At 35.9% G+C, this 14,086-nt stretch carries 10 protein-coding genes; 4 read left to right on the top strand and 6 right to left on the bottom strand.

Annotation, left to right across the window (positions count from 1 at the left end; all coding sequences use genetic code 11):
• Positions 1-27: 27 nt before the first annotated feature.
• Genes J3U35_RS00185 through J3U35_RS00170 form a run of 4 tightly spaced genes read right to left on the bottom strand, consistent with a single transcriptional unit; the run spans position 28 to position 2,358 of the window.
• Positions 28-426, bottom strand: a complete 399-nt coding sequence (locus J3U35_RS00185; RefSeq protein WP_267350424.1) for a DMT family transporter — start codon at positions 424-426, stop codon at positions 28-30.
• 1 nt (position 427) lies between these two features.
• Positions 428-784 carry an EamA family transporter gene (locus J3U35_RS00180; protein ID WP_065558652.1) on the bottom strand — a complete coding sequence of 119 codons (357 nt, stop codon included), beginning with the start codon at positions 782-784 and terminating at the stop codon, positions 428-430.
• A complete protein-coding gene (locus tag J3U35_RS00175; RefSeq protein ID WP_220216405.1) occupies positions 784-1,617 on the bottom strand; it encodes an alpha/beta hydrolase in 834 nt (277 codons plus the stop codon). The genes J3U35_RS00180 and J3U35_RS00175 overlap by 1 nt, the downstream gene beginning before the upstream one ends.
• A gap of 12 nt (positions 1,618-1,629) precedes the next feature.
• Positions 1,630-2,358, bottom strand: coding sequence for an MtnX-like HAD-IB family phosphatase (locus J3U35_RS00170; RefSeq protein WP_081299083.1), 729 nt, complete (start codon positions 2,356-2,358; stop codon positions 1,630-1,632).
• Positions 2,359-2,517: 159 nt separating this feature from the next.
• On the opposite strand from J3U35_RS00170, the gene J3U35_RS00165 reads away from it, so the two are divergent.
• The 3 genes from J3U35_RS00165 (at position 2,518) to glnS (ending at position 6,431) form a co-directional block, all read left to right on the top strand.
• On the top strand, positions 2,518-3,246 hold the full coding sequence (locus tag J3U35_RS00165) for a winged helix-turn-helix domain-containing protein (protein WP_267350428.1): 729 nt from the start codon (positions 2,518-2,520) through the stop codon (positions 3,244-3,246).
• Positions 3,243-4,586, top strand: a complete 1,344-nt coding sequence (locus J3U35_RS00160) for an ATP-binding protein (RefSeq protein WP_267350429.1) — start codon at positions 3,243-3,245, stop codon at positions 4,584-4,586. Before J3U35_RS00165 ends, J3U35_RS00160 begins: the two co-directional genes overlap by 4 nt.
• A gap of 168 nt (positions 4,587-4,754) precedes the next feature.
• Positions 4,755-6,431, top strand: a complete 1,677-nt coding sequence (glnS, locus tag J3U35_RS00155) for a glutamine--tRNA ligase (protein ID WP_267358812.1) — start codon at positions 4,755-4,757, stop codon at positions 6,429-6,431.
• Between the two features lie 50 nt (positions 6,432-6,481).
• Here the strand turns inward: glnS and J3U35_RS00150 are convergent, their stop codons facing one another.
• Together J3U35_RS00150 and J3U35_RS00145 are read right to left on the bottom strand one after the other, a co-directional pair.
• Positions 6,482-7,000 carry an endonuclease V gene (locus J3U35_RS00150; RefSeq protein WP_267358810.1) on the bottom strand — a complete coding sequence of 173 codons (519 nt, stop codon included), beginning with the start codon at positions 6,998-7,000 and terminating at the stop codon, positions 6,482-6,484.
• 242 nt (positions 7,001-7,242) lie between these two features.
• Positions 7,243-9,924: a DUF2339 domain-containing protein gene (locus J3U35_RS00145; RefSeq protein ID WP_267358808.1), complete on the bottom strand. Its 2,682-nt coding sequence runs from the start codon at positions 9,922-9,924 to the stop codon at positions 7,243-7,245.
• Between the two features lie 249 nt (positions 9,925-10,173).
• On the opposite strand from J3U35_RS00145, the gene purL reads away from it, so the two are divergent.
• Positions 10,174-14,076, top strand: a complete 3,903-nt coding sequence (gene purL, locus J3U35_RS00140; protein WP_267358806.1) for a phosphoribosylformylglycinamidine synthase — start codon at positions 10,174-10,176, stop codon at positions 14,074-14,076.
• Positions 14,077-14,086: the final 10 nt, after the last annotated feature.

The following is a 14,086-nucleotide window of genomic DNA, read 5'->3' as shown; positions in this document are numbered from 1 at the left end:
GAAATCAACTACAGTTTGAATTAACTTTTATTGATGATTATCAGCGTTTTGCTTAGCCAATTGGCTTTCCGCTAAAGCTAAAAATAAGATACCTGATACAATAAGAATGGTGCCAATTAACTTATATAATGTGATTGGTTCATGAAACAGCCATATCGAAGCTATCATAACCGTGACAACTTCAAAGTGAGAGGCAGCAAAAGCTGGCCCAACAGGGGCTTTTTTTAATAAAGTCATCCAAGTAAAAAAAGTTAAAACATAACCAGCGATAGAGATATATATCCATGGATTAGTAAATACCCTGACTAACCAATCAACACTCATTGCTAGTGGTTCGGCATGGATGGCAGTTAATTTAAAGCTACATTGTGCAATAGTATCGAAAAAAAGTAATACCGTAAAACCGATTAAATAGAATCTAGCCATATTAAGACATCCCTACAAAGATTACGCCAGCAGTAATGAGTAACATACCAATGAGTCGGTAAACAGTTAATAGTTCTTTGAAAAGCACTCGACCAACTAACATAATGGTGATGATATTAAATGATGCCAGCAACACCCCTTGAGAAAGCGGAACCAATGTTAAAAATGCTAACCATAATAAAAATTCTGCAACGTAAGAAATTATACCAATCCAGATCCAATGATTTTTAGCCAAATCAACCCAGTAATACCAGCCATCTCGATTATTAGGGGCGGTTGCTGCGTATTTAAAAGCAACTTGCCCTAATGTATCAAAACAGATATTACTAACCCAAAGTATAATCACTAATAGCGACATTATGAATTGGTTCCTTCTGCTATTTCATTGAAGAATGATGCGCACTCTTTAATGACTTCACGACGTTGGCTATCAATTGTAATTAAATGATAACTATCATTAAGTACCACTAATTTTTTTGATCCTGAAACGTGTTTCTCAACTAATTTAGCGTTGGTTTCAATATCAGCTATGTCATCATGACCAGAATGCATAATCAAACACGGTGAAGTCACCTTAGGTAGTGCTTGGCGAACGTTTTTAGCTAACAATTGCATTTCGGCCAGTGCAGGAAAAGGATTTCCAGCAAGTCCGGCAGATGCCGCATCACCACTCAGCATACTTTCCGATACAACGGCTCGGATCCGCTCATCTTTAAGCCCATAAGGTGGCTTTTCGATGAAAGAAACCTTTTGGAAAAGCCCCAGTTTTTTCAAATACACCAGCAAGAAAAAGAATTTTTTAGCCCAAAATGGCATGCTCCAACCATCATAATAAAAAGTTGGTGCTAAAACACCCACACCTTTAATTTGCTCTGGTCTATCTGATGCAAGTTTAAGCGCAAGGAGTGCGCCCATGGATAAACCGGCAACAAAAACATTATCAACATGTTTTGCTAAAAAATCAGCACCATCTTTTACACTTTGATACCAATCTTGCCAAGTGGTTTTACAAAGATCCTCTTCAGTACCACAGTGACCCGCTAATTGTATAGCATACACGGTAAATCCGGCTTTATGTAAACCATTAGCTAAAATACGCATTTCGTTGGGTGTACCTGTTAAGCCATGTATCAAAAGTACACCATTTTTGTTACCCGGTAAAAAATAAGATAAATCTTCAATTGTACTCATTATTATTCCTAATTATTTTACCATCATGACAGGGATAAGAGCATCTTGAGTTTTTTTCAGTGCTGTCGTGACATCGGCAAAACGTTGAATAGCACAGTGTTCAATCTTGTTGGTTTCACAATATTGAATCAATTTGTCTTTTGCAAATACAAAGTCCACATTATGAGATACACAATAATCGGATGTGCCATCACCTACATACAGTATTTGTGGAAAGAATTGTTGTTTTTTAACATGATTACATTTGCAATTTCCACTTTGTTTAATACAGTTTTTATTCGCATAAGGAAATTCAAGACGCCAACTACGCCCATTATCATGCATTAATTTATTGGCATATATCGGGATATGTGTTATACCGTGTCGTTTTAAAACAAATTGAATTGCGTAATCTAACCCATCACTCACAATATGAACTGGGATATTATTCTGTTCAGTATAATCAATGAATGATTTAAACGTTGAATCAATTTCGATTTGTGATAAAACGTGATTGAGTTCATCTAAACTGGCATCCATTAAGGCAATTTGTTTACTCATGCACTCTTGGGAGCCAATTTTACCGTTAACCCATAACTCTTCGAGCTCATCACAACCATCTTGACCAAAATGACTCAGCAATGTATCTGTCACATCTTTGACACTTATGGTGCCATCGAAGTCACACAAAACAATAGGAGTTTGATGTTGTGTATAAGATGGTGTATATAGATGACTAGTAATTGATGAAAAAGTATTCATATTTGAAATAAAAATAGTCTATTTATATATATTGGCGCAAATTTTCTCACAGAGTCGCTTTGAACATTGTAGGCTCTTTGTATATATTTTGTAACGAAGTTAAAATTGTCTGTATAATAAGGATTCTTTTAGCACAATTTACGGTAATGAGAACCTAAGATGAGTGAACGTATTTTAATCATTGAAGATGATCAAAGGTTAGCTAATTTAATAAAAGTTTATCTGGTTCGCCAAGGATATCTTGTTGATTGGCATAATAGTGGTGAAGGTGCAGAAGAAAAAATTCAAGAAATAAATCCCGATTTGGTTATTTTAGATGTGATGCTTCCCGAAAAATCTGGTTTTGATATCTGTCGAGATATACGAACATGGTTTACAAACTATATTCTTATCATGACGGCGAGTGAAGATAATATTGACGAAATTGTCGGTTTGGAATTGGGAGCAGATGACTATCTGGCAAAACCAGTCGAGCCAAGGTTATTATTGGCACGCATTCGAGCTTTACTAAGACGAAAGCAAATTGAATCCGAGAAAGAAGTAAATAAAGATCCCGTCACGGCAACGAATAATAAAACGTTGATTTTTGATAATCTGATTATCGATGATGAAAATCGAAAAGTATTACTTGAAGGTCAAGAAATCGATCTCACCACAGCAGAGTTCGATCTACTTTGGTTGTTGGCGAATAATGCAGGTAAAATTTTATCTCGTGATGATATTTTTTCTCAAGTTCGAGGTATAGATTTTGATGGAACGGATCGTTCTATCGATGCTCGTATTTCTCGATTACGACGCAAGTTACTTGATGATCCTGATAACCCTTCACGTATTAAAACGGTTCGAGGTAAAGGTTATCTATTTATGAGAGAAGGGGATAATCATTGAGACAATTATTAGCAAAACCGCTGTTTTTTAATCGTCGGATTGTGTTTTATCTGGTTATCTTACTTTCACTACAATGTATTATTGCCTATGGTGCACTACTCGTTTTTGATTCTTTGCCTTCTTCATTAACGGATATTCCTGATGACCACATTGTCTTTCGTGAATCACAACGAGGTACGGTCAATCTGATTCGAATGCAAATTAATGAGAATAAAGATCGTCCTCTGCAAGAAGTGGTAGATGAACTGCAACCCTATTTTGGGTATCCGATTGAAGTTTTACCGAGTCATACTTCGTTACCCCATTCCATCAATAAAGAGCTAGCAGAACTTGGATTTGCCTATGATGGTGACAAAGAAGTGGTCTATATTGATTTAAAAGAGGGGCATCTTCTTCAGCTAGGCCCTATTATGATGCGGGATATTCTAGAATCAAACACGATGTCTTTAAGTGTTTTTCTCGTTATTTGGGCGCTTTTTAGTGCAATTGTCTTTTTTATTTTAATCTATTTTGCGTTTAGTGCTGTTTGGAAGGATTTGGTTAGCATTAGACAGACAGCCGAACAGCTTGGTCAAGGAAACCTTAAAGCGCGCACTGAAAATGTTAAAGGCTGGTTATTTAAACCGTTAGCAAATGTGTTAAATAATATGGGAACACACATTGAGCATTTAGTTAGCACTAATCAAACCATTTCGCATGCAATGGCGCATGAACTTCGTACGCCACTGGCTCGTATGCGATTTGAGCTCAGTATGCTCGAAGAATGTGATGATGTACAAGAAAAGTTATTGCTGCAAAAAGGAATGAGCGATGATATTAATGAACTTGAAACGCTCATTAATGCCAGTTTAAGTTACTTTAAAATGCAGCAAAGTAATATTGAGTTAAATTTAACGTCGGTATCACTCAAGCAGTGGGCGGAAAAAGTTTGTCAATCTCTCGAATTATTCAAACCTAAAGGATTTGAGTTAGTTTGTCACAGTCAAGACGTAAAAGCGCTTATTGATACTAATCTGGTTGAAACCATAGTTAAGAATTTATTACTTAATGCGTTCAAATATGCAACGCATAAAGCGGTTTTAAATATTACAAAACAGAACAATCGAGTTATTATAGAGATTGATGACGATGGTCCCGGTATCCCGTTTGATGCACGTGAAAAAATTTTTATGCCTTTTGCAAGGCTTGATACCAGTCGAACTCGTTCAACAGGTGGATATGGTCTTGGATTAGCTTATGTAAAATTAATGGCAGAGTTTCATAATGGGAAAGCATTTGTTGTCACTAGCCCTTTAGGCGGTGCAAGATTTGTTGTTTCAATAAAGTCTGGTGAAGAATAATTTTATTGGGAATTCGTTTTTAGAAAACAGAAAAGCATATCAATTCAAATCATGCTGTTTTTTCATTTCAGAAAAACAAAAAATTTGTTATATTCTCAAGTCAAATGAGATAAGTAACCAAACTAATAGTTAAAATTTTGTATTAGTTAACAACAATCAGAGGTTTTTATGAGCGGTTCACTACCGACCGAGACAGAGACACGTCCAACTAACTTTATACGTCAAATTATCGATGCAGATCTTGCAGCAGGAAAATATAAAACGACGCATACACGTTTTCCTCCAGAACCAAATGGTTATTTGCATATTGGTCATGCCAAATCAATTTGCTTAAATTTTGGGATTGCTCAGGATTATCAAGGTAAATGTAATTTACGTTTTGATGATACTAATCCTGTTAAAGAAGATGTCGAATATGTTGAATCGATAAAAGAAGATGTTCGTTGGTTAGGGTTTGAGTGGGATGGTGAAATTTGTTACTCATCTGATTATTTTGACCGATTATATGAATATGCGATTGAGTTAATCAATAAAGGATTAGCCTATGTTGATGAGCTTTCGCCTGATGAAATTCGTGAATATCGTGGCACGTTGAAAGAACCGGGTAAAAATAGTCCTTATCGTGATCGTAGCATTGATGAAAATTTAGCATTATTTATTCAAATGAAAGAAGGTAAATTTGCTGAAGGTAAAGCATGTTTAAGAGCAAAAATTGATATGGCTTCACCTTTCATTGTTATGCGTGACCCGGTGTTATATCGTATTAAATTTGCAGAACATCACCAAACAGGCAATAAATGGTGTATTTATCCAATGTACGATTTTACCCACTGTATATCTGATGCGATTGAAAATATTACTCACTCACTCTGTACGCTTGAATTTCAAGACAATCGTCGTTTATATGACTGGGTATTAGATAACATAACGATTGAAGCTCGCCCACATCAATATGAGTTTTCTCGATTAAATTTAGAGTATGCTATTACCTCTAAACGGAAATTAAATTTACTCGTATCAGAAAAAATCGTTGATGGTTGGAATGATCCTCGGATGCCAACTATTTCGGGTCTCCGTCGTCGAGGTTATACGCCTGCTTCAATTCGAGAGTTTTGCCGTCGAATTGGTGTGACGAAACAAGAAAACACGGTAGAGATGAGTACGCTTGAATTTTGTATCCGTGAAGATCTTAACGAAAACGCGCCGCGAGCGATGGCTGTTCTTGATCCTGTTAAAGTGGTAATTGAAAACTATTCTGAAACAATTGATGAAGTTCTCAACGTGCCTAATCACCCAAATCGTCCTGAACTTGGTCATCGTGAAGCGCCATTCACTCGTGAGCTCTATATCGATCGTGCTGATTTTAGAGAAGAAGCTAACAAAAATTACAAACGTTTAGTATTGGGTAAAGAAGTGCGCTTACGAAATGCTTATGTCATTCGTGCTGATCGGGTTGAAAAGGATTCACAAGGCAATATTCAAACGATTTATTGTAGTTATGACCCTGCCACTTTAAATAAAAATCCGGAAGATGGACGTAAAATTAAAGGCGTTATTCATTGGGTTTCAGCCAAATTTGCTAAACCAGCAGAAATTCGTCTTTATGATCGTTTATTTAATACGCCTAATCCTGGGGCAGCAGACGATTTTTTATCAACCATTAACCCAAGCTCTTTAATCGTTAAACAGGGTTTTGTTGAGCCAAGTTTACAAAATGCTGAAGTTGGACATGCTTATCAATTTGAACGTGAAGGATACTTCTGTTTAGATAGTAAATATGCAACCGATGACAATTTAGTATTCAACCGAACGGTTGGGTTAAGAGATAGTTGGAACGAAGCTTAAATTGACCAGATTTGCCGACATCATGTCGGCAAATCACTTTTTAAATGTGATTACTCCCCAGTTTTGAATAATTTTGTTTGTTGATCTAAATAACTGAGGATATCTGGCATTCGGTATTTACCTGCCATTGATTGTATGTTTTTAGCTGCACTCGTTAGTGCTACACCAACTGAGGTTACATAAAGCGGGTGTTTACTATGACCTCGGACAACTTCCATTAAATAGTCACTATTGCCTGCAAAAGGTTTTTTAGCCACGCCGATAATAGGTACTTTTTTATTTAAAGCATTATATAAATGCCCACCCAAACCTATTTTACCTTCATTTAAATGCACATAACCATCAATGATAATTGTTGAAATTTTATTAAGATCAACTTTATTGAGCAGGGATAAAATGCAAGGTAATTCACGTTGATAAAATTGACCAGATTGATAAGGAGCAACATTATCTTGATAGTCAGTAATTATACTTTGAATGTCAGATTTTGAATCGCACCAATGATTAAATAACACCCCCACTGTTTTTGCTCGAGTATCGATATAATAAACATCAATTGCAAGTATCATATTAAATTCCGTTTCGATAAAACTTATTGATCATTAAATCAATATACTGAGATTAATTTAGTAAAACAAGTCAGTATTTTTAATAATTGGAGTGATTAATTTGATTAAATTTTGTTTTTTTTAACATTATAAATAACTTAATTTTTATACTTTATTTTATATTCATAATAAGAAATAGCCATAAATAAAAATAATAATCTAACACATAGGGTTAGTTAACCCTATGTGAAATATGTAATTTACTATTTATTAGCCTCATTATTTTCAACCTTTATTTTTGGCGGTAATGGTGCTAAATAACCGATGATTAGCATCAGTATTGCTATAGCAATAAATGCAAATGCTTTCAATAATCCCTCAAGTTCAATGCTATCAATCAAAATTAACTTGATTACGACAATAGTTTGGAGTGTTACTCCTGTAAACCATGTAATACGTTGTTGATAACGATGACCAATAGTGACTAAGACAACGGCAACAAGCGTCCATATAAGTGAAATTGTTGCTTGAATGATTTTGGAATTCCATAATTGATAAAACGACCAAGGTATATCAAGCCATTGACTTAAGCATCTCAAAATCATACTGTTGGTCCATAAACAAGCTATGACAATTAATAGTATGGTAGCAAAATTAGGCAATTTTTGATTAATGTTAGACAGACTAATTTTCTGATCATCAAATTGTATGAAATAAGCGCTGAATTTTATCCAAATTCGAATCATGAGTAAGGCAAAAATTGCACTCAATTCAAGCGGATTAAATATTGGTATATAAGGCCAATTGATTATTTGACCACTATAAAAGATAAATATGAATAATTTCACAAATAAATAAATTATGATAGGGGCTAAACCTATTAACCAATAAGTTTTACTAATCGCAAAATGAGTTAATAATCTTTTTTTAACAAGAAGATAAAATAATAATACAATACCGCTATCCAGGAAGAATAATGTACAGTATTGAATAGTCTCTAAGCTTAGTGGTAATAAACTTAAACTATTCTTAATTTCAAAGAATAACCAATCTAAAGTCATCAAAAACAAACTAATATGCAGGATTAAATAAAAATAATTTTGAGCCTTAATTAATCTGTCTTTGATAATATACAAATAAAAATAGCAACTCAAAAAGGCGATTGCCCAAACCATGTTCCAGTTAGTCGTCAATAAATTAGTATCAAATAAGAATTTTTCATTGATTAATCGTAAAAATAACATGATCGGCCAGAGCAGTAAAACAGCAAATTTGAGCATAGTCCATTTTAGTTTTTGACCGATGTAATACCAGACCCATGTAGCAATTAGGAAAGCTAAAAGTAAAATTGGTATTTTATGTGTTATTTGGTCAATTCTTATAATGCTATATAGAATCCAGATTACCCAAGCGTGGCTAGCCAATACAAAAAATACGATTTTGAAAATGTTACCCCAATTATTTTGATTACAGTAATAGTGCCAAATAAGAGCATTAATCAGTAAAATCAGGCTAATCAATCCTAAAAAGAATATATTTTCTGTGACGGTAAAGACTAAATTAGGCAAATTATAACATAAGTATAGCAAACTAAATGTATTAATGAATGCCCCTAGCATGGCAAATTTGAACTGTCTGTTATTGAGCATTACCCAACTTAATGCAGTGCCTTCAAACAACCAAATTAATACTGTCCATTCAAGATTAAACCAAAGAGCAATCGCTAATGTAATAAAAGAGAGTCCTATTGCAATACCAAACAATGAACTTGTTCTTGATGTAAATCGATTATAATGTAACGTGATATAAAATATTGTTAAATAAAATATTCCAAATCCCAACGAAGAAAATGTCGGTCCAAGCGGCCATTGTCGCGTAATAGCATATTGCAACATAAAGGCAGTTATAGGGGTGCCAAAAAATAAAATAATATCAATAATATGTGGATGGTTTTTCTTATTAGTTTTATGACCAGCTAATGAGGTAGCTAAAATGCCATAGGTTATCATGTTAACGATGATAAAAAACTGGCATTCAGTATAAAATTCTGGGCGAAAATTAATTATTCCCCATGATGCGGTAATTACAAAAGTAAATACAAATCCTATTAAGTTAAGTATTCGCCATGATTGCCAAATACTAATTACTAAAATTGCACTCGAAATGACGGAATAATAACTGAATAATGTAATGTGATTATCTGAATTTGTTGATAACAATATCGGGGCTAAATAGCCACCAATACTGGCAATAATTGCCAAACTCATTGCGCGTTGTAAAACAGCGAATAAAACGCTCACTGAACAGAGGGTGATTAATAAAATAATAGCAACTAAGAATGGAATAAGTGCATAAAGTTTACAGGCTGCAAATATAGTTAAATATAAAATACCTACAGAACCGCCTTGTAATATTAAGGCATATATCCGTTTTTTTGTGCGTAAATACCAACCAAACACAAATAATACTAAACCTAAGATCAGTGCACCAAAAATACGAACATTAGGTAAGATTAATTGATTTTCAATACTATGCTTAAATAAATATGAAAGACCAAAAAATAGGATAATAATGCCAACTTTAGCTATCAAATTGCCTTGAAAAAGCCAGGTAAAAAACGAATTGAAAACACTGGGGTTTTTGCCTTGTTTGGTTGATTGATTTCTTAATGGCGAGCTTTCCCATGGTTGATGTTGTGATGTTTGTGTTGACGTTACCGGTTGAATATTGGTTAGTTGTTGTAAATCATTGGTGTTTTCTGATTGCTCAACATATTCAGGTTTTTTTTCAGCGATTTTTACATCCTGTTCAATAGTGGCTTTGAGGTTGGAATGAACAAGATCAGATTCTTCCGACTTAGTATTGTTTTCTGTTAATTCATAACGTTGAATTTTTTTTGTTAGCTCATTAATTTGAGATTGTAAATTGTCTAAACTTGAATTCAAACATAAACTGATTATTATCACTATTGAAATCAGTAGAACGAAAATCAATAGTATTGTAAATGTGCTTATCATATTTCTTATATTTCTGAGATATTTTTTTATTAGTTACGGTATATTATATGTAATCGATAACAAATAACAAGGTGAATTACAACACAATAAATGTTTTAAAGATAGCCACATTGTTTACTTTCTTTTATACTATTGCTCTATTTTTTATCTGTTTTTGGCTTAAAAAGAGTAATTAGCATGAAAATTTTAGCTGGTTCTTCTGCTGTATCTGCATTTCGTATTCATAAACTTCTCTCTGCTTGTTCTGAACAATCTATCCCTATTAAGAGTGTTGAAGCACAATATTTGCATTTTATTGATTTGAAAGGTGAATTAACTTCTGCCCAGCAGCTAACCCTTGAGAAATTATTACAATACGGGCCTAAATCGGCTCAAATCACTATTTCGAACAAATCAAACAAAACGCTTTTTTTAGTTATACCAAGAATAGGGACAATTTCACCATGGTCATCAAAAGCAACCGATATAGCGCATAATTGTGGTTTACGACAAATTCAACGCATTGAGCGAGGCATTGCTTATTATATTCAAACGAGTTCACCGTTGACTGATATACAAAAAAACGAGTTTTTGGCATTCATTCATGATCGAATGATGGAAACAGTTTTGACTTGTCTGGAACAAACAGAACAGTTATTTAAAGTCGAACAACCTGTTCCTGTGACTACTATTGATTTGTTAGGTCAGGGGCGTAAGGCATTAGAAGCGGCAAATATTAAATTAGGCTTAGCGTTAGCGTCAGATGAAATGGATTATTTAGTTGAAAACTTCCAAAAACTCAATCGTAATCCAACGGATGTCGAACTTTATATGTTTGCGCAAGCAAATTCAGAACATTGTCGACACAAAATTTTTAATGCCGATTGGGTTATAGATGGTGAAAAACAGCCTAAATCGCTGTTTAAAATGATTAAAAATACTTATGAAAAGACACCCGATTATGTTTCTTCTGCATATAAAGATAATGCTGCGGTAATGGATGGCTCTCAAGTTGGACGTTTTTTTGCTGATAGTAGTAATCAAACCTACAGTTATCATCAGGAATATGCTGATATCTTGATGAAGGTTGAAACACATAATCATCCCACAGCGATATCACCTTGGCCAGGCGCAGCAACGGGTAGTGGGGGGGAAATTCGTGATGAAGGCGCAACAGGACGAGGCGCAAAACCGAAAGCGGGTTTAGTCGGGTTTTCGGTCTCCAATTTGCGTATCCCCCATTTTGAACAACCATGGGAACACGATTTTGGTAAGCCTGACCGAATTGTCAGTGCGTTAGATATTATGCTCGATGGCCCATTAGGTGGCGCTGCATTTAATAATGAATTTGGTCGCCCTGCGCTTTTGGGGTATTTTCGTACCTATGAAGAATACGTTAATAGCCACAATGGTTATGAGCTTCGTGGTTATCATAAACCAATAATGCTTGCTGGAGGCATGGGCAATATTCGTCGAGAACATATTCAAAAAGGTGAGTTTCCTGCTGGTTCTAAGTTAATTGTGTTAGGTGGGCCGGCAATGAATATTGGTTTAGGAGGAGGTGCGGCATCATCAATGACATCGGGACAATCTGATGCAGATTTAGATTTTGCGTCAGTGCAGCGTGATAATCCCGAAATGGAACGTCGTTGTCAGGAAGTCATCGATCGGTGTTGGCAACTTGGCAAAAATAATCCTATTTTATTTATTCACGATGTAGGGGCTGGTGGTCTATCAAATGCGATGCCAGAGCTGGTCAGTGATGGTGGCTGTGGTGGTCAATTTGAATTACGGAAAATTTTAAGTGATGAACCCGGAATGTCACCGCTAGAGATTTGGTGTAATGAATCACAAGAACGTTATGTTCTCGCCATTCACCCAGATAGTCTTGATGTATTTGATGAACTTTGTCAACGTGAACGCGCACCGTATGCGGTAATTGGTGAAGCTACGTTTAATAAAACGGTGACACTACATGATGAGTATTTTAATAATAATCCGATCGATTTACCTTTAGATGTTTTATTGGGTAAAACACCTAAAATGTTAAGAGAAGTCAAAACACAACAAGCACATGGCGATAATTTTTCAACGGCTGATATCAATTTATATGATGCGGTTAAACGGGTTTTACATTTACCGACCGTTGCTGAAAAAACGTTTTTAATTACTATCGGTGATCGCACTGTTACCGGTATGGTTGCACGAGACCAAATGATTGGGCCATGGCAAGTACCGGTCGCTGATTGTGCTGTGACAACGGCGAGTTTAGATAGTTATTATGGTGAAGCCATGTCAATGGGGGAACGGGCACCGGTTGCTTTACTTAACTTTGCTGCCTCAGCAAGACTTGCCGTGGGTGAAGCCATTACCAATATAGCGGCAACCAACATTGGCGATATCAAGCGAATTAAGCTTTCAGCTAACTGGATGGCTGCAGCGGGCCACCCAGGTGAAGATGCTGGACTTTATCATGCCGTAAAAGCGATAGGTGAAGAATTATGCCCAATATTAGGGTTGGCCATTCCAGTTGGTAAAGACTCCATGTCGATGAAAACCACATGGCAACAAAATGGTGAACAGCAATCGGTAACCTCACCATTATCGTTAGTCATTTCAGCTTTTGCTCGTGTTGAAGATGTTCGTAAAACAGTAACTCCCCAATTACGAGTTGATGTTGATAATACTTTATTACTTGTTGATCTTTCCAAAGGCCATCAAGCACTGGGTGCGACTGCATTGGCACAGGTTTATCGTCACTTAGGGCAAAAAACAGCTGATGTACATGATGCTAAAGAGCTTTTAGCTTTTTATCGGGCTATCCAAACGCTTATCAATCAAGATGCGTTACTTGCTTACCATGATCGCTCAGATGGCGGATTAATTATCACATTAGCTGAAATGGCTTTTGCCAGTCATTGTGGGATTGATGTTGATATTGCAGCATTAGGTCACGATATGATTGCCACCCTGTTTAATGAAGAACTGGGTGCTGTCATTCAGGTGGCAAACGAGCATCTGGAAAGTGTCATGGCATGTTTTAATCAATATGGATTGTCACATACCGTTCATGTGCTTGGTGAAGCAAAGACGGGGCAACAATTTATTATTTGCAACAACTCAGCTGTAGTTTACAGTGAATCACGTACCACGTTACGAACATGGTGGGCTGAAACCACCTGGCAGATGCAACGTCTACGTGATAATCCACAATGTGCAGATCAAGAACATCAAGCGAAACAAAACGAAAGTGATCCTGGTTTAAATGTAAAACTTACCTTTGATCCTCAGAATGATATTGCTGCTCCTTATATAGTTCAAGGCGTTAAACCCAAAGTCGCCATTTTACGTGAACAGGGCGTTAATTCCCATGTTGAGATGGCTGCTGCATTTGACAGAGCGGGGTTTGATGCCATTGATGTGCATATGACGGATTTATTAAAAGGTCGTGTATCATTGAGTCAATTTAGTACATTGGTTGCTTGTGGTGGTTTTTCTTATGGTGATGTTTTAGGTGCAGGTGAAGGTTGGGCGAAATCAATATTGTTTAACGAAAAAGTTCGACAAGAGTTTGAAACATTCTTTCAACGTGATAACACTTTATCATTAGGCGTCTGTAATGGTTGTCAAATGATATCAAATTTGAAGGATTTGATTCCTGGTGCAGAATTATGGCCTCGTTTTGTTCGTAATGTATCGGAACGTTTTGAAGCTCGCTTTAGCTTGGTACAAATTCAACAAAGCCCTTCTTTACTATTAAGTGATATGGCAGGTTCGCATATGCCAATCGCAGTTTCACATGGTGAAGGACAAGTTGAAACGCGTGATCAAGCGCATCTAAATGCGTTAGAAGCATCAGGTTTAATTGCTGTTCGTTATATCGATCATTTTGGACAAGTGACCGAGCAATATCCGGCTAATCCTAACGGTTCACCAAATGGAATAACCGCTGTCACATCACAAGATGGTCGAGCAACGATTATGATGCCGCACCCTGAACGAGTATTTCGAACAGTAACCAATTCATGGCATCCCGAAAATTGGGGAGAAGATAGTCCTTGGATGCGTATTTTCCGTAATGCACGTAAGCAACTAGGCTAAAAAAATCGCC

The sequence above is a fragment of the Gilliamella sp. B2717 genome, assembly GCF_026536675.1.
In the GTDB taxonomy this organism is placed as follows: domain Bacteria; phylum Pseudomonadota; class Gammaproteobacteria; order Enterobacterales; family Orbaceae; genus Gilliamella; species Gilliamella apicola_I.
Note: the sequence above shows the minus strand (reverse complement) of the source record. Positions and strands in the feature narration are given on the sequence as shown.